Genomic DNA, 15,731 nt, shown 5'->3' on the forward strand with positions numbered 1-15,731 from the left:
CGCAAAGGTGACGGCGAACCCGGTGCGAAAGCTATTTGGCTCGGACTCAGAGACGTTCATGTCGCGGCCAAAACCTTACGAGCGTTACGCGCCAGCGGTGACGCCGACACTTCTGTATAAGACGATGGTTATAGCCGCACCCAGGGAGAGGAAGCAGGCTCACCGCCAGTGCTGCCGTCAGAAGTGCGCGGGCCAGACGGCGCCGCGCGGAGATTGCTGCAGAAATTGCCGACATGGACGCGCCTCTGTTCGATATTCCGCGGCATTCTGCCGCTCACGGGTGCACTGCCTATCGTAAGGAGCTGGGCGGCCGCAGCGTTGATGCACATCAATGCTGCATTGTCGAGCGTGCCCGGACCGATACACCCGCCCGGTCGCATGCTCGCTCCGCGGCCGTGCTACGTATGAAGAATTCGGTTCGTGATTCGTTGAGCCACGTCAAGCCATCGAAGGGGCGTCAGCATAGAGTGTTTTTAGGGTTCAACCGGCTCTCGAGAACTATGCTCGTGGAGAACAAGATGGCATTCCCGCAAAAAACCGCAATCGCAATTACAACGCTCGGCATGGTCAGTGCCGTTGCAATCGCTGGTACGCCGGCGGCCGCCGACAAGTGATTCAGGATGGGAGACAGGCATGGACGACAGTTCACATCGCGCTCGGCCGTTCTGGAAATCGCGGTCAGCCATTGCACTCGTAGCGTTCGCTGCAATAGCACTATTCCTCCTGCTTTCCGAACACCGCGCCCACTTCCTTGGGGTGTTGCCATATCTGCTGTTGCTCTCGTGCCCGCTGATGTTTTTTTTTATGCACCACGGGCACGGGCACGATGGGACGAAATCGATCGACGGGCGTCCCGATTCGGGAGACGGTCATGACCAGCATCGGTGACGGTTACGGGCTATGGAGCCTCGTAGCTATCAATTCTCTTGTCTTCATCATCTTCGCGTTCAGCTTCTTCAAGCCGGCGACAAAGCGGGACTGGCGAACGTTCGGTGGATTCTCCGCCTTCATCGTCGCGCTATTCGCGGAAATGTATGGGTTTCCACTCACCATCTATTTGCTATCGGGCTGGTTGCAGACGCGCTTTCCGCAAACAAATTTTCTATCGCACGATGCAGGACACCTCTGGTGGACTTTGACTGGCAGGCACGGCGACCCGCATGGCGGACTTCCGCATCTTCTCAGCTTCTTCTTGATATTGGGCGGTTTCTACTTGCTGTCCACGGCGTGGCACGTACTGTATGAAGCTCAGCGTGGCAAGGAGTTGGCGACCACCGGACCCTACGCGAAAATCCGACACCCGCAGTACGTCGGGTTCGTCGTCATCATGCTGGGTTTCCTGCTCCAATGGCCCACGCTCGTTACTTTGGCAATGTTCCCTATTCTAGTTTTCATGTACGTTCGACTAGCGATACAAGAGGAGCGCGATTCGGAGGCGCAGTTCGGCGAGGCATGGCGTGAATACGCGGCACACACGCCGCGCTTTGTACCTAATTTGTTTGGAAAACGCCCGGCCCAAGTACATTGAATTCAGGCGGCTCACCCATAGCTGGCACTGCTGCTGAACTCCATCGTAATCTTCCGGGATGAGGAGGCTGCCATGAGGCCCTTCAAGACTGGCGTGACGCTTTCAGTCACGGTTGTGCTCTTCTATGTCCTATGCACGCTTGTATGGATGGCACTTCCTGAACCGTTCATGAACTTCATGAACGCTCTTTTTCACGGACTCGATTTCCGCCGCCATCAGACGGGCGAGCCACTGTCCTGGTGGTTTGTTATCTACCCGGCCCTTGTGTTGGCGGTCTGGTTCTTTGCAGCCGGCGCCTTCTTCGCGTGGTTGCACAACCGCCTCTATGGGCAGAACTGATGCAATCCCGTATGCCTATACGTCTCTCCCGGACCGCATGTAGCCGGTGTCGGTCTTCGGAATCGGAAGATTGAGGTCGCAGGTAGAACGGGAAACCGCGGAATGAACGTTGCTCCTGCGCAATTGCTCAATACATCGGCACGCGGTAGCACCGTCATCACGGCAATACCGAATGCGCAGGGCGACGAGTCCCAATGGGAGCTGAACGGATGAGCAAAGGAGCGTCAAAATGAGCGGTCAACCCGGCGAAGACAGGCTTAATCGCCAACGGATTTTGGAGCACTCGTCGCCGGACGGGCATCCTGCACATGGGGTGGACAAGCACGTCCATTCCGCTGAGCATGGACGCGATGCACATGCTCATCATGAGGGGTATGGCGAGCACGTTCGTACCCGGGATTCACTTCACGACCCCGTCTGTGGAATGAAAGTATCCGATGAGTCAGGATTCCGTAGCGAATACAACGGCAAGTGGTACTTGTTCTGCAGCCAGGCATGCTTGGCGAAATTTCAGGCGGCACCGTCCAAATACGCCGAGCCCTCCACCGTTCAGCTGTCACAGGCAGCATCCGAGGGCACCATCTACACGTGCCCGATGCATCCGGAAATTCGCCAGGACCATCCCGGGCAATGCCCGAAGTGCGGCATGACGCTGGAACCGATTCTGCCCAGCGTCGACGAAGGCGAAAATCCGGAACTGGTCGATTTCCGACGCCGATTCTGGTGGACGTTGCCACTGACCGTCGCAGTTTTCGTCCTGGCGATGTTTGGCCATCGCCTCGGATTGATGGACGCCGGCACCGAAAGCTGGGTTGAGTTCATCATCTCTACGCCGGTCATCCTGTGGGCAGGCCTGCCGTTTTTCGCGCGGTGCGCGCGCTCATTCATGAACCGCAGCCCTAACATGTGGACGCTCATCGGACTGGGGACCGGCGCGGCCTATATCTATAGTGTCATTGCCACCATCGTCCCCGGAGTGTTTCCAGAAACGTACAGTGCGCACGGCCGAGTCAGCGTGTATTTCGAAGCGGCGGCAGTCATCATTTCGCTGACGCTTCTCGGGCAGTTGCTCGAACTGAAGGCCCGCTCGCAAACGTCCGCCGCCATCAAGGCACTACTGGGTCTCGCACCCAAGACTGCGCGACGCATCAACCCGGACGGTTCCGAGGAAGACATTCCGTTGTCCCATGTTCATGTGGGAGACCTGCTTCGCGTGCGGCCGGGCGAGAAAGTCCCCACGGACGGTGTGGTGACCGATGGCTCGAGTTCGCTGGACGAGTCCATGATTACTGGCGAACCCATTCCCGTCACGAAGCGCGTTGGCGACCACGTCATTGGCGCAACGATGAACGCGACAGGCAGTCTCGTCATCCGCTCCGAAAAGGTCGGCTCGCAGACCGTGCTGTCGCAAATCGTGCAGATGGTCGCGCAGGCGCAGCGGTCTCGGGCCCCCATGCAGCGTATGGCCGACAAGGTGGCCGGCGTGTTTGTCGTCGGGGTCGTCAGCGTCGCTCTTCTGACGTTCTTCGTGTGGGGCATCTTTGGGCCGGAGCCCAGCTGGGTGTTCGGCCTCATCAATGCGGTGGCGGTGCTCATCATCGCGTGCCCCTGCGCGCTGGGGCTTGCGACGCCAATGTCCATCATGGTCGCAAGCGGCAAAGGAGCCGCGACCGGGATTCTCTTTCGAGATGCGGCTGCGATTGAAAATCTGCGTAAGGTCGATGTGCTCATTGTCGACAAGACGGGGACGCTGACCGAGGGGCGTCCAGCATTCGAGCAAGCCGTGGGCACAAACGGATACACGACCGACGAAGTGCTTCGTCTGGCGGCGAGTCTCGACCAAGGTAGTGAGCATCCGCTTGCTGCAGCCATCGTTGCGGCTGCCCGTGAGAAGAAGCTCACTTTGGACCGCACGGAAAATTTTGAATCCGCCACGGGTATTGGCGTGCGAGGACTGGTCGCCGGCAGGAAACTCGCACTTGGCAACACCGCGCTGATGCAGACTGACGCCGTCTCCGTCGAATCTCTGGCCAAGGAGGCTGACGGCATGCGTGCGCAAGGCGCCAGTGTCATGTACTTGGCAGTCGATGGCGGCTTGGCCGGACTGCTGGCAGTCGCTGACCCGATAAAGGCGACGACGCCGGAAGCGCTTTCGACATTGAAAGAGAACGGTATTCGAGTCGTGATGGCGACCGGTGACGGCGTGGTCACTGCCAAGGCCGTGGCCGAGAAGCTCGGCGTCGACGAATTCCATGGCGAGGTGAAGCCTGCCGACAAGCTCAAGCTGGTGACACAGCTTCAGCAAGCCCGGCATGTTGTGGCGATGGCCGGAGACGGTATCAACGACGCCCCCGCGCTTGCGAAAGCCGATGTCGGCGTGGCCATGGGAACAGGCACGGATGTGGCAATGAGCAGCGCCCAGGTGACGCTTGTCAAGGGCGACTTGCGCGGTATCGCCCGTGCCCGAGAGCTGTCCGTGGCTACGGTCGCAAACATGAAGCAAAATCTTGGCTTCGCGTTCGTATACAACGCACTTGGCGTTCCGCTGGCGGCTGGGGTGCTTTATCCATTCACCGGTTTGCTGCTCTCGCCGATGATTGCCGCACTTGCAATGAGTCTAAGCTCCGCTTCGGTCATTTCGAACGCGCTGCGACTGCGCAACGCGAAGATTTAGCTTGTCACGCAGCTTGCGGCGGTCGCATAACGACCGTACAACTTCCGCCGCAGCGGGAAAGGCCTCGGGTGGGCGTGGTCCACATCCATGCGGCTCAGCGACGCAATGCCCCCTCGACAGCGACATACCGGAACATTGGTGCATTTCGCGCAGGCTGTATTGTTCCGACCGGACGCCGACTACACCGCAGTCGCACGCAATCGTGCAGAGAATCGGCGTCGAAGCACGGAACATGCGTGCGCTCCGGAAGCCGGTCAAGATCGGCGCCTCACACAGGAAAACGCTACTTCGACAGACGCAGCTTCTTCGACAGCACGACACCGCTCGACGGACTCACCAGCCAGATGGCATGGAGATCCATGTGCAACCGGGAGATTCTGGTCGTAATGTCCGTCGGCTCGTCGATGCTCGGATCGACATGCTCGGTTTGGTCGGTCAGGTAAGGCCGAACCAGGCGCCCGGAAAAAACGAGTGCGAAGTCGCCATGCGCCTGGGCGTACACGGCAGGCGAAATCCGCATGCGGCTACGAACCGTGGTCTTTTTCCCTTGCCCGGACTCGAGTTCGATGATGTCGACCTGCTGGATGTACCCTTTTGCCTTCGCTTCGGGTGCAACCACGAGCCCTCGCCCTCGTGGCCCCGTCGTGACCTTTCTGAGCACGATGCCCGTCCGGTCGTCGCGCTCTGCGTCGAACAGGTCGACGTCCAGCGTCAACAGCTGCCGTTGTGACCGGTACCTCAGCCCGTACCGCACCGGCACCACGAACGTCACGTCACGATCCAGGTCGACGGCCGCCAGGTCGGGATTCGAGACATGCCGTTCGGCAGCGCCGGGGACCAGGCCGCGAACCCGGTCGCTCAACGAAGGTGGGGGGGTGCTGATGTGCTGCTTCTTCAGGGCATCCCGAATTGCAACCGGGTCGTCGCCGACAATCGGTCGTGCGGGTGACGTGTCGTGATTGACAGCGGGCGCGATGCGCGTCGTGCCGTCGACAGCCTCGGCCGCTGCATGCGCCGCGACCGGCGCCAGCATCATCGTCAGGGCGACGACGCACACGAAGTTCGAACGACCCAACTTGGATTTCCGGTGAAACACGGCGAACTCCTGATTTTCTTCCCGATCGGTCAACGACGAGCACTATAGGGCGGAATTATCGGCCACGCATCCACTGTTTGAAATTCACCGATGGCCGGCGCACCTTATCGTAGGCTCATTGTCCGCCCGGCGGCAGGTCAACGGGCACACTACCGTGTTGCCCGGGGGACAACAACCCACAGGAGCTTCCTCCCTTTAGCGAATGAAGCGCATGAGCATTGCCAGCACGCCTAATCCCATGACTACGCTCAACAAGGCATTGCGCCAACGGAGGTAACTTAACGCCACGACCACCAACCCAACGATTTCGACGCCGAGCGGCGTCGCTGTACTACTCGCACTGAGGGAGTGCGTGACCAGAATAACCATCACGCACAGGGGAAGTTCCCGATTGAGCATCGTCATCCATGAGCTTCGAAGCACCGAACGATGCATCAAGAGCGGCAGCGCTCGCAGCAATATTGTCAGCCCGCTCATGATTCCTACGGCGATCCAGTTTTCAATCATTCCCATCGCTTTTTCGCGCTCCATTGATTTCAGTTTCCAGCGGAAACACGGCCGCTCGGGTCAGCAACAGGATCAAGCCGATCCCCAGGGAAACGATCAACGCATAGCTTGGCAGCAGTGCCTTGGCGACAAAGTATGCGCAGATACCGATGACCGCAGGTGCCAACCGACGCCGCACCAAATACTGCTCGATTGCCAGAATGGCAAACAGCGCCGGCAATGCGAAGTCCAAGTTGGGAATCCAGCGCGAGACCTGATTGCCAAGCAATACCCCTAGCACAGTGCCGCCAATCCAGTATCCGTGGTTGACTAGGCTCACCGCAGCCGACAACTGCCGACGGTCCGCTTCCGGAACAGTCGTCAGCACGGAGTAGTTCTCGTCGGTAAGCGCCGCTATGACGTAGGCGCGGGAGACACGCGCCTTCGGCAGATAGTCGAGCAGCGGGATGGCATACAGGATGTGTCTCAAGTTGATCAGTAGCGTAGTGATGGCAACCGTGACCGGATCAATTGCGTTGGTCAGCATTGGAACCGCTGCAAATTGCAGCGCCCCGGCGAAGATGAGCACGCTCATTGCGATCACGAGCACGGGCGGCAGTCCTGCTTGACATGCCAGGACGCCGAACGCAAACCCGGTCGGGATGTACCCCATCCCAACCGGCGTCGTGAGCCTCACGATCAATCTGCGTCCGCCCGTCATCGTGCCATCGCCCCGATTTCAACAGATGGTGCAGCATGCGCGAGCGAATCCGACGTCTTGTAAAGCGAAAACGACTTGATCAATGGTCGAATTTCGCTCTCTGAACCAAATAAGCCGACACACACGATGCGATTCTTTCCCGGCTCTGCTGCCAATGTCGCCGACTGCTGCTCGACCGCGCTCACGCCAAGCATTGAATCGATGAAGGCGTTGTGCACGATATCCATCCCCTTCAGTTGCAGCACAAGTCTTTCGAGCGGGCTCGAGCGCTTCGAACGGAGAACGATAACCGGATACTCGCTGATGCGACTCTCTACGCTGAACGCAGGGCTTGGATAAGGGAGCAAGTTCCACGCTGAAACCGCATTGGCCGCCGCCAGTCCCAGCGTGGTGTGCGCGACAGCGTTGATAATCGTCGGCGCCGGAAACTCTGCATTGACGACAAGAACCGTCTTGCTGGAATTGTCCAGATACATTATTTTCATTCTCCTGAATTGAGTGCTGCCCCCTCGGGGCGCGTCAATCCGCTCACATGCGGGATCGAATATGTGCAGGTAATACTCCCTAGCCACAAGAATTGATGTTCGATCATCCTACGCATGCCCCATAGTTCGCGTCGCGCGAAGCCGGGCTTGTCGCCATCAGCGATCGCCACTTGGCGCAGGTATAAGCTACGCGGCCAGTCGCGCGAATTTTGGCCTGCGATATGGGCCAAATGATGCCAATCATGTGCGGGCAGGTCAGATACAAGGCAGGCCACTCGAACAGGAAGATGAAGCAGAAGCATCCTTGCGCCCCAACCGGACACGCGAATGACATAGGAAAAGTAGCCACACCGATTGCTTTCGTGTGCTCGTGACGGGAACGTCTCGCCGCAAAAGCGGCCCCAGCATCGATCTGCATACTCGCTCCAATCGCCAACCGATTCCCCGGCGACATTCCAGGCATGCTCGGTTAGAAACTGAAGCAATGCACTGACGTGATAAACGAGGAACATCGGTACGAACACAGCGATCACATAAGCCTTCCACCCGGATATCACGATCAGTGCCACATGAGCCGCCACCATGCCCAAGGCAACGAGCGTTTCAGCCGGCTTGTTGCGTAGAAAGACCGACTCGAGCCGTGCGCGCGCAAACACGAAGTGGAACACTGGGCTCGCGATGGTCATCCAGAGATTCATCCACAGCTCGTTTCTGTCGCGCCCCGGGATGAAGCCGAGCTTTGCCAAAAATGCGGCATCCGCGTCGCGTTCGGTCGTAAATATGTTGGCGTTGTGATGCTCGAGATGTTCCTTCCGGTATTCTTCGCCGTTCTGCACGAAGATCAACGAAGGCAAAACTCGCGTGTAGAGCCTGTTCAGCAACGTGTGTGTAAACAGTCGGTTGTGAATCGCGTGATGTAAGTGTGTAACTTGCATCTTCCTGAGCAACCCGACCAAGATCAACCATGACACAACGATAAGAGCCCAGGCTCCGATCGTGTCCTTGCTGGCAAGCAACACGAGCGCGACAACAATGACCACGCTCAAAGCGAAGGTGGCAATAACGTCCAATGACCGCGGGAGGACAAAGCGCCGCTCGGTTGCCTCAAGCGGCCTGCCCGTCACCCATGTCAGGACAGGTTGCGCGACACCCGGTAGACCGCGCATTGACTCTCTTGCACCACTCTCAAACATGCTGTCCACTCTCGATCAGGAAAAAGAAACGGGGACGCCTCGACACCACGCCCCCACGGTGCTCCCGAAGCATCTCAGGGCTTCTCTGCCCGAAAGCGCAGGCGCGTGTAATCAATCGTCCATCGTCCATCTTTGCCGAGCAAACGAGGTGCGAGCTGACAGGTCACTTCATCGAGCAACGCGTCGCGCGCTTCCTCCGGCAACACGGTGAGGTAGGGGCTTCCAAATGTCCTGATCCAATCACGCACCGGGTAGTCGATCACCACCGGGCGATCGAACAACTCGATGTGTGACACGACAAGCCCACCACCTTCCAACACTTCTCTGTACTCCTTTTCTTCTGGCAGATACCACGGATCGATCTCCTCAGCATCGAAGCCCCTCCGCGCCAATGCCTCATGTATGGCTTGCCGGATGTAGTACGCATTCCTCGCGCCCGCGAACTCGCCGACGAAACGCCCTCCAGGCCGTAGCGCATTTTCCACGCCGCGCACCACCGCGTCGGCGCGACGCATCCAGTGCATCGCCGCGTTGCTGAACACGCCGTCGAACTCGCGGGAAAATTCGATCTCTTCCCCGTTACCCACGCGTGCGTCTATGCCGCGTGCCCGCGCAACCGCTACGAGGTCCGGACTATAGTCGACTCCTGTCATCATCGCTCCCATCGCAGCGATCTTTTCAGTCAGGTAACCGTCGCCACAACCGATGTCGAGCATCCTTTCACCCGGTCGCGGATTCAGCAATTCGATTGCTCGGGCGGCGAGATCGCCAACAAAACGGGCATTTTTCTCATAGAGCTGCGGATTCCACTTCTGACGTTGCGAAGTACCTCGCTCAAAGCCTTTCTGAATCATCGCCGAACCTCGACACTCGTATGAATATCGGTCATGGCCTTTGCTGTCATACCGCCGACGAATGTCCTGTTGAGCATCGTATGGTCGGTATGCGTAGGCCCGGAATCTGAATCTGGGTGGTAGATCACGATGCGCATATTCTCGCCCCGGCTTTGGAAGCTGTGTGCTACACCGGGCGGGATCACGAATGCGGTGCCCGCGCGAAACTCCAGCATCCCATGGTGCGTTTCGCATTGACCATTGCCGGAGAGAATGAGGCCGACCCGCACAGTCGGATGGGTGTGCAACGTCTGCGAGGTATGACTCGGCAGGTGCAGGAAATTCAGACAAGGCTCGCCGCGCACGGGCGGCGCAAGCAGCAAACTGCTCGTACATCCGTCGATATAACGCAGTCGCCCAAGCTCTTCGACCGGTCCGCCAACGAGCGTTGCGCCTTCGTAGCCAAGGCTCGTGACAAGCAAAGCATGAGCCTCGCCCTTGAGCGTCGACGCACCGGGAAAACACCCGAATTGCCCGCTCCTCATGTGATAGACGCCACCTCCGTGCGACACCTCCAACTCGCCGGATTGCACAATGATGAAGTGCGTGGAATCCGCGTCAAGGTGCCGTGTCCCGCCCGGCGATATGGCAACTCGGGTTGGATTCTCCAACTGGCTGTAATCGAGCTCCGAAGCCATGTCCAGCGGAAACACCAACATCTTGTCGCCCGCTGGAAATTGCGTGCGGATGGTCATAACGTTTTCCTCAGGTTCTTATCGACACGCAATGAGAATGCGCGTCCTACATACAACGGCCTCCACTGCGGCTGTTAGATGCGCCATTTTTCGATTTTCCGTTTGAGCGCTGACGACGGCATCACTCGCCACATACATCGACCGCCGTCTTCATCGGGAAGCGCGCATACCAACAATCGCAATTTACTCACCCCCAATGCATTGTAATGACAAAGACATCTCAATAATCCCCGCTTATTCGAGATATCGACATCACCCACGGAGAGTTGCAGAAAATATCGGTGTGTGCACGCAGGAAAATTTCTACAATTTGACACTTGATCGAACTGAAATTTTGCAAATGTTGCAATTCTCAGTGCGACGAACCGACTTCATAATGCTGCCATCACGTCACTCAAACCCGCACGTACCACCGCACTCTCAGTGGTCGCGAACTCACCGCTCAAGTCACTCGCACTTGGCTTATCACCCAATTTCAGGTTGCCTTTCTCCGTGCTCATATGCAGCAGCCCTCCCGCCGCCCAAAACGACGCATTCTTCAGATTTCTATTGTTGCCTAATCCCAACACCAACACCGATGGCAAACTCAGTCCAACACCCATGAAGGTCGCTCCCCGGACGACCATCGTACAAATCTGAAAAATATCGAATCGAATCAATAATTTCGTACAAGTCCCGCAAATCTCGCTTTATCCAACAAATTCGAAATAGATTCAAAAAAAATATGATTTTATATATGACCGATATGGCCTAGCTCGATTCCAAGATTTGACCACTGCTTCCGGAAAGAACACCCATACGCACTGTATTCCGCCGCTCATCTTGGAGCGCCGGCGCGCAACTTACCGGGAAGCACCGCATCGCCATGCCGTCCGACCGGAATCGAGATGCGGTCACGCCCGATGCTTACCAGTTATGCCAACTACCGCAGCCCATGCTTCGACACGATCTCCGCGCGGCCACAGTTCCGGCAAGCGCATTCAGCCATGCGACCAATGCCAAAATTGGCGCCGCCATACCGCTCGCCGTCATCACTCTGCCGTCCATCACATAGCGGCGATCATCGACCTGGGCCGTGTCGGCAAACCGGCGACGCAGGCTGTCGCGCGCATACCAGTGAGACGTCGCCGCGCATGCCAAAGCGGGCCGGCATTCGCCAGCAACGCCGCGCCGTCGCGAATCGCCACCTGAATCGCACCAGCAACTGCCTGCTCCCACCGTCACGTCGGTACCACCAGCCTGTCAACGCGATGCATCGCCGGCACGATCACCATCTCATGGCTACGCGGCGCATCACGAACATCTGCACGAATGCCTTTGTACTCACCGCGGGCGGATGGCTGGACGACCGGCGCGCGCGAACTCGTGCTGTTCGTGCGCGTCCGAGAGGGCAGGCGCAGTTCAGTGTCGGGCTCGACTTCTAGGCGGGCGCGGGCCGCACATGCGGCGCGGCTCATGGAGATCGCCGCTCCCCCGACCGGCGATCTCGGCATCGCCACGCTGGCCGCACGCCTGCACATAAGCGAACGGACGTTGCACGCATTTTCAGCAAAGAAGCCGGACAGTCGCCCGCTCAATTCATGCTGGTAGCGCGGACTGAACGTGCGAAAGCGCGCCGGAGAGAGCTGACTGGTTGCTCGAACGGATCGCGGACCGCTCGAGATTCGGCGGTGTGGATGCGTTGCAACGTGCGATCACGAAGCACGTCGACGTAACAACGCGCGACTGTCGTGCGCGCTTCGGAGAATGGCACGACACGCAGCAGACAATGTAAGTCCGTTGCCCGTCGCGAAGTCGCGAACACTACCTCACCCGTGCCGTCACTCCGAGCTACTCTGCCGGCGCCTTACCCACCAAATTACGGAATTCGCGCGTGAAATGCGCCTGATCGAAATTCCCAAGCGCGTGAGCCAGTTCCACGCACGAGAAGTATCGATTCACGCGGAAGCGCCGATGGAACGCCTTTGGGCCGACCGCACCTTTGGGTGTGTCGGTCACATTACGCAAGTCGAACATGGTGCAGACGATAGAGGCGATTTCGTGACGATGTACCGCCACAGCAGATTTTTCAAAGACGAAGGTGCGCCGCCGTCCTACATTGGGCTCCTTCTTCCCAACTGCACTCCGGAGCCCGTCATCCCACAAGATCACCACCTTGTCCTCTACTGCGCCGCGCGGGGCCGATCGGTCGGCGCCCGTATGCTGCTCGAAGAACTGGACACCAACTGTGAATTGCCCGCGTTCGACCTGTCCACGGGGACGTGAACGTCACCGAACGGGCCGCCGCCTACTTTTTACGCGGCGGCACTGTATCCGGAGGCACGCGCTGCGCGGACCGTGCCTGCGCAGGATGGTGTTCTACGGTTCGTGCTTCGAGCCGGTTGTCGTCGATCGCTCGATGAACCGCCCGCTCGCGCCGCGCTCCACGTCGCCGTCGCCGTCGTCGGCGCGATCGGCGCGCAGTTGGCCAAGGGGCCCAATCTGCTGGACGAGCGCTTTACGGCGGCGCATGTACTGTGGGGCTCGGCGCTGCACTGGATCACGATGTTCAAGCTTGTACCCGAGTCGCTGCTGGCGCGCGCCGACATCAACCGCATTCTTGCGCGTCCGGCCATCCAGCGAGCGCAGGCGGCAAATACGGCGCTGGCGGCGGAGCTGGACACAAGTTCCGCCGCCCCGGACGCTGAAAAAGCGGCGCATCGGCGCGGGAAGCTCAGTCAGGCGGAGTGCTACGGCCAGCCGATCGTCACATCGGGGCACAGCACCACGCTCCCGTCAAAACACCGTATGCACCCCCACCCGCGCCACCGCCTGACTCGCTGAACTTGAAGCCCCGTTCGGATCCAGCACCCCATTGACCTGCGCATTCGCGCCGCTATTCGCGCGCTGATAATCAGCCGACACATAAACCATCGTCCGTTTCGACAACAGGTATTGAAGCGCCACGCTGAGCTGATGAGCATGGTTGTTGTTCACCGCTTCATTACCCTTCATGTACATGTATTTCGCCCCCAGGACGACATCCGGCCGGACCCGCCACACCCCACCGCCTTCGGCCATCCACACCGCGGCATCGTTGAACGAATTCCGAACGGTGGTCACCAGCGCACTCGCGGTAACGACGCCAAAGTCGTAATGCATCCCGACACCCCAGTTGCGCACGCTGGTCGACGGCACGCCAGGCGCCGGGCCGTACTTCTCGTTCGTATAGGCCGCACCCACACCGAAAGCCCCCACCTCATAGTTCAACCCGGCGCTGACCGCATTGTCCGCGCCGATCGCGCCGGCCACCCCGCCGAACGCATACATCACGCCCCCAGACAAACCCGCGACCGTCGGCGAACTGTATTTGACCGAATTCGCTATCGGCTTGCTACCCGCCGTGCGATCCCAATCGAACGCACCGGTCGGATTGCCCGGCAGCGCGAGACGCTGGAACGGGCCATTCCGGAAACCGTATAGCCCATTGACGTCCCTAGCAATCGCATTCCCCTTCGAAAAGAGGGAATCCACCATGAAGTCGTACTGATTGCCCAGCGTGATGCGGCCGAACCGGTCGCTCTCGAGGCCCACGTATGCATTGCGCCCGAAAATTCCGGACCCGATGATCGCGCCGTTCGCCATCGAGAACTGGTTCACGAGCGCGAACGTCGCGCGATACCCGCCGCCGAGGTCTTCCGTGCCGCGCAAACCGAAGAGGTTGGGCGCGAATATCCCGTCATCGAATTTGACGTTCTTTCCCCCGCCCTCGTTGCTGACATACGTGATGCCGCTGTCGATAAGACCGAACATCGTCACGCTGCTCTGCGCCCATGCGCTCTGCGCTACGGCAAGAATCGCCACTGCTCCAAACCAGAGTTTCATCATGTCTCCGTCTTTTTATGGAAATGCGAGCCTGCCACCCGCTACGTGGCGGGTTCTCGCTCAATGCTTCGTAAAACAACGCCTTCATCCCGGCAGATATAACGACGCCGAAAATATGATTAGTTTTACTGATTTATAAACTCGAAGATCGGTGCACGGAAAATGGATTGCCACAACCGTACCGATCAGAACACTCGAATCAAGCGCTTCGACAGACAACCCACGCGGCAGAATCCACCTCGACAGCCACGGCTTCCAACGCCGAACCCGAGCAAGGTCCGTCGATACACACGCCGTCATCGAACCGGAACAACGCGCTGTGATGCGCACACATCAACACCTGCGACCGGTAGCAGGAAACATTGCCCGGCACAAAATCGAGCGGCACCGAGAAATGCGGGCATCGATTCACATACGCCCACACCTGCTCGCCTCGCCGCACCACGATCACGGGACGTCCGATGCGCGCTTCGTCGACTACCCGCGCGCCGCCATCAGGCACCTCGGAAAAGCGGCAGAGTTGCGTCGCGCCCATGATTCACACTCTCTGCTCGGGGTTTCCCAGGCTCCAGTCCCACGGACGCACCTCCACGCGCGAGAACAACCCCTCCTTCACATACGGATCGTTTCCGACGAACTGCATCACCGCATGGATGTCGTCCGCCTCCACGACGAGCAGCGTTCCGTTCATCGCGTCGCCCTGCGGGTCCAGCGTCGGGCCGCCGAGCCGCACATACACGCCGTGCTGCGAAGCCGCGCGCAGGTAGCTCCGATGACTCGGCCGCACGCGGTCGCGCACGTCGCGCATACCGGGCTGGTCCGTCGCAAACACCGCGAAGAATCGAGCCATTCGATCAGCTCCGGTCGAGGACGAAGTCGTACGTCGCTTCGCGGTACGGGCCGTTCAGGCCGAACTGACGGGCGAGCTCGTCATCCACGGCGCGCGGGCGATACGCGACCATCAGCGACGGCTTCACGCCGAAGACGGCATCCGACTTCAGGTACGGATCGTCCTCGTCGAAAAGATGCGTGACGAGCGTACGGAAACCCGGCGCGTCGATCAGGAAGTGCAGATGCGCGGGCCGCCACGGATGGCGGCCGGTGGCGTCGAGCATCTTCCCGACCGGGCCGTCGGTCGGAATGGGATAGCTGACCGGCAGAATCGTCACGATCGCATAACGGCCTTCGGCATCGGTCCGGTAGCGGCCGCGCAGGTTGCCGTGCGGCTGCGCCGTGTCCTGCCCGGAATACATGCCGTTCTCCGCGGTTTGCCACACGTCGAGCACGGCGTCCTTCACCGGAACACCGTCGGTGGTCAGCACGCGCCCATGCACGACGACCGGTGCGCCCGGCGTGAGCGCCATGTTCTCGCCGTACGCACGCTCGGGCATCCCCTTGATGTAGAACGGGCCGAACACCGTCGTCTCCGTTGCGCCGGTTGCGAAGCGATGGTTGATCGCATCGACGAGCATCGAAACGCCCAACGTGTCCGACAACAGGATGAACTCCTGGCGCACCACGTCGTCGCACATCTGCCCCGTCTCGGTCAGGAAGCGAATCGCCGCCATCCACTCGGCTTCCGTCAATTCCGTTTCGCGCACGAACGCATGAAGATGCCGCACGAGGCTCTGCATCAGCACGCGCAGGCGCGGGTTCGGCGTGCCTTCGAAGCTGGCGACGACCTGCTCGGTCAGCCTCGTGTCGCTGTCACGGTGGTCATTCATGTCTGTCTCCCTTTCCCTTTGCACGTCAGGCCG

General features: G+C 59.4%; 19 protein-coding genes and 1 pseudogene. 7 read left to right on the plus strand and 13 right to left on the minus strand.

From position 1 onward, the window contains the following. The 5 genes from GD429_RS41500 to GD429_RS37315 all read left to right on the plus strand — a co-directional run. Positions 1–120 (plus strand): IS4 family transposase (locus GD429_RS41500; protein ID WP_227791616.1); only part of this gene is annotated, 120 nt, incomplete at its 5' end. A 513-nt stretch (positions 121–633) separates the two neighbouring features. After that, entirely contained in the window at positions 634–888 is a 255-nt protein-coding gene (locus GD429_RS37300) for a DUF2933 domain-containing protein (RefSeq protein WP_152864856.1), read from the plus strand. Next, entirely contained in the window at positions 872–1,528 is a 657-nt protein-coding gene (locus GD429_RS37305; RefSeq protein ID WP_152864858.1) for a methyltransferase family protein, read from the plus strand. The genes GD429_RS37300 and GD429_RS37305 overlap by 17 nt, the downstream gene beginning before the upstream one ends. A 72-nt stretch (positions 1,529–1,600) precedes the next feature. Next, positions 1,601–1,867, plus strand: a complete 267-nt coding sequence (locus GD429_RS37310; protein ID WP_152864860.1) for a DUF5676 family membrane protein — start codon at positions 1,601–1,603, stop codon at positions 1,865–1,867. 229 nt (positions 1,868–2,096) lie between these two features. After that, positions 2,097–4,541: a heavy metal translocating P-type ATPase gene (locus GD429_RS37315; protein WP_193727312.1), complete on the plus strand. Its 2,445-nt coding sequence runs from the start codon at positions 2,097–2,099 to the stop codon at positions 4,539–4,541. A 283-nt stretch (positions 4,542–4,824) separates the two neighbouring features. Here the strand turns inward: GD429_RS37315 and GD429_RS37320 are convergent, their stop codons facing one another. The 9 genes from GD429_RS37320 to GD429_RS41935 all read right to left on the minus strand — a co-directional run bounded on the left by GD429_RS37320 (position 4,825) and on the right by GD429_RS41935 (position 11,567). Further along, positions 4,825–5,637, minus strand: coding sequence for a hypothetical protein (locus GD429_RS37320; RefSeq protein ID WP_321575117.1), 813 nt, complete (start codon positions 5,635–5,637; stop codon positions 4,825–4,827). Between the two features lie 195 nt (positions 5,638–5,832). Beyond that, positions 5,833–6,168 (minus strand): AzlD domain-containing protein, encoded by a 336-nt coding sequence (locus GD429_RS37325; RefSeq protein ID WP_227792085.1) that lies wholly within the window; start codon positions 6,166–6,168, stop codon positions 5,833–5,835. Further along, entirely contained in the window at positions 6,137–6,844 is a 708-nt protein-coding gene (locus GD429_RS37330; protein WP_152864862.1) for an AzlC family ABC transporter permease, read from the minus strand. Before GD429_RS37330 ends, GD429_RS37325 begins: the two co-directional genes overlap by 32 nt. Continuing rightward, positions 6,841–7,320, minus strand: coding sequence for a DUF2000 family protein (locus tag GD429_RS37335; protein ID WP_227792092.1), 480 nt, complete (start codon positions 7,318–7,320; stop codon positions 6,841–6,843). The genes GD429_RS37330 and GD429_RS37335 overlap by 4 nt, the downstream gene beginning before the upstream one ends. 5 nt (positions 7,321–7,325) lie before the next feature. Further along, on the minus strand, positions 7,326–8,495 hold the full coding sequence (locus GD429_RS37340) for a fatty acid desaturase (protein WP_193727313.1): 1,170 nt from the start codon (positions 8,493–8,495) through the stop codon (positions 7,326–7,328). A gap of 101 nt (positions 8,496–8,596) precedes the next feature. Beyond that, the gene (locus tag GD429_RS37345; RefSeq protein WP_152864868.1) at positions 8,597–9,376 is read right to left on the minus strand and encodes a class I SAM-dependent methyltransferase; all 780 of its coding nucleotides are present in this window, start codon (positions 9,374–9,376) and stop codon (positions 8,597–8,599) included. Then, positions 9,373–10,110 carry a cupin domain-containing protein gene (locus GD429_RS37350; RefSeq protein ID WP_152864870.1) on the minus strand — a complete coding sequence of 246 codons (738 nt, stop codon included), beginning with the start codon at positions 10,108–10,110 and terminating at the stop codon, positions 9,373–9,375. The genes GD429_RS37345 and GD429_RS37350 overlap by 4 nt, the downstream gene beginning before the upstream one ends. Positions 10,111–10,481: 371 nt before the next feature. Then, positions 10,482–10,712 carry a hypothetical protein gene (locus tag GD429_RS37355; protein WP_152864872.1) on the minus strand — a complete coding sequence of 77 codons (231 nt, stop codon included), beginning with the start codon at positions 10,710–10,712 and terminating at the stop codon, positions 10,482–10,484. A gap of 618 nt (positions 10,713–11,330) precedes the next feature. Continuing rightward, positions 11,331–11,567, minus strand: coding sequence for a hypothetical protein (locus tag GD429_RS41935; RefSeq protein WP_152864874.1), 237 nt, complete (start codon positions 11,565–11,567; stop codon positions 11,331–11,333). Between GD429_RS41935 and GD429_RS41940 the strand changes: the two genes are divergently transcribed. Next, positions 11,566–11,700, plus strand: coding sequence for a hypothetical protein (locus GD429_RS41940; protein ID WP_321575116.1), 135 nt, complete (start codon positions 11,566–11,568; stop codon positions 11,698–11,700). The genes GD429_RS41935 and GD429_RS41940 overlap by 2 nt on opposite strands. 546 nt (positions 11,701–12,246) lie before the next feature. Beyond that, a pseudogene (locus GD429_RS37370) lies at positions 12,247–12,789 on the plus strand (glutathione S-transferase); the annotation flags it as partial. A 96-nt stretch (positions 12,790–12,885) separates the two neighbouring features. Here GD429_RS37370 and GD429_RS37375 read toward each other — a convergent pair. The 4 genes from GD429_RS37375 to GD429_RS37390 form a co-directional block, all read right to left on the minus strand. Next, positions 12,886–13,974, minus strand: coding sequence for a porin (locus GD429_RS37375; protein WP_152864922.1), 1,089 nt, complete (start codon positions 13,972–13,974; stop codon positions 12,886–12,888). A gap of 199 nt (positions 13,975–14,173) precedes the next feature. Beyond that, on the minus strand, positions 14,174–14,509 hold the full coding sequence (locus GD429_RS37380) for a Rieske (2Fe-2S) protein (RefSeq protein WP_152864876.1): 336 nt from the start codon (positions 14,507–14,509) through the stop codon (positions 14,174–14,176). Positions 14,510–14,512: 3 nt separating this feature from the next. Next, a complete protein-coding gene (locus GD429_RS37385; protein ID WP_072438385.1) occupies positions 14,513–14,824 on the minus strand; it encodes a YciI family protein in 312 nt (103 codons plus the stop codon). 4 nt (positions 14,825–14,828) lie between these two features. Next, positions 14,829–15,698, minus strand: coding sequence for an intradiol ring-cleavage dioxygenase (locus GD429_RS37390; RefSeq protein WP_152864878.1), 870 nt, complete (start codon positions 15,696–15,698; stop codon positions 14,829–14,831). Between the last annotated feature and the right edge of the window lie 33 nt (positions 15,699–15,731).

Source organism: Burkholderia sp. BE17, from assembly GCF_009362305.1.
Classification (GTDB): domain Bacteria; phylum Pseudomonadota; class Gammaproteobacteria; order Burkholderiales; family Burkholderiaceae; genus Burkholderia; species Burkholderia pyrrocinia_C.

What these genes read in the sequence shown, in the direction of transcription:
- GD429_RS37300 (WP_152864856.1), top strand. Translation starts at nt 634, where the DNA reads ATGGACGACAGTTCACATCGCGCTCGGCCGTTCTGGAAATCGCGGTCA.
- GD429_RS37305 (WP_152864858.1), top strand. Translation starts at nt 872, where the DNA reads ATGACCAGCATCGGTGACGGTTACGGGCTATGGAGCCTCGTAGCTATC.
- GD429_RS37310 (WP_152864860.1), top strand. Translation starts at nt 1,601, where the DNA reads ATGAGGCCCTTCAAGACTGGCGTGACGCTTTCAGTCACGGTTGTGCTC.
- GD429_RS37315 (WP_193727312.1), top strand. Translation starts at nt 2,097, where the DNA reads ATGAGCGGTCAACCCGGCGAAGACAGGCTTAATCGCCAACGGATTTTG.
- GD429_RS37325 (WP_227792085.1), bottom strand. Translation starts at nt 6,168, where the DNA reads ATGGAGCGCGAAAAAGCGATGGGAATGATTGAAAACTGGATCGCCGTA.
- GD429_RS37330 (WP_152864862.1), bottom strand. Translation starts at nt 6,844, where the DNA reads ATGACGGGCGGACGCAGATTGATCGTGAGGCTCACGACGCCGGTTGGG.
- GD429_RS37335 (WP_227792092.1), bottom strand. Translation starts at nt 7,320, where the DNA reads ATGTATCTGGACAATTCCAGCAAGACGGTTCTTGTCGTCAATGCAGAG.
- GD429_RS37340 (WP_193727313.1), bottom strand. Translation starts at nt 8,495, where the DNA reads ATGCGCGGTCTACCGGGTGTCGCGCAACCTGTCCTGACATGGGTGACG.
- GD429_RS37345 (WP_152864868.1), bottom strand. Translation starts at nt 9,376, where the DNA reads ATGATTCAGAAAGGCTTTGAGCGAGGTACTTCGCAACGTCAGAAGTGG.
- GD429_RS37350 (WP_152864870.1), bottom strand. Translation starts at nt 10,110, where the DNA reads ATGACCATCCGCACGCAATTTCCAGCGGGCGACAAGATGTTGGTGTTT.
- GD429_RS37355 (WP_152864872.1), bottom strand. Translation starts at nt 10,712, where the DNA reads ATGGGTGTTGGACTGAGTTTGCCATCGGTGTTGGTGTTGGGATTAGGC.
- GD429_RS41940 (WP_321575116.1), top strand. Translation starts at nt 11,566, where the DNA reads ATGGAGATCGCCGCTCCCCCGACCGGCGATCTCGGCATCGCCACGCTG.
- GD429_RS41935 (WP_152864874.1), bottom strand. Translation starts at nt 11,567, where the DNA reads ATGAGCCGCGCCGCATGTGCGGCCCGCGCCCGCCTAGAAGTCGAGCCC.
- GD429_RS37375 (WP_152864922.1), bottom strand. Translation starts at nt 13,974, where the DNA reads ATGAAACTCTGGTTTGGAGCAGTGGCGATTCTTGCCGTAGCGCAGAGC.
- GD429_RS37380 (WP_152864876.1), bottom strand. Translation starts at nt 14,509, where the DNA reads ATGGGCGCGACGCAACTCTGCCGCTTTTCCGAGGTGCCTGATGGCGGC.
- GD429_RS37385 (WP_072438385.1), bottom strand. Translation starts at nt 14,824, where the DNA reads ATGGCTCGATTCTTCGCGGTGTTTGCGACGGACCAGCCCGGTATGCGC.
- GD429_RS37390 (WP_152864878.1), bottom strand. Translation starts at nt 15,698, where the DNA reads ATGAATGACCACCGTGACAGCGACACGAGGCTGACCGAGCAGGTCGTC.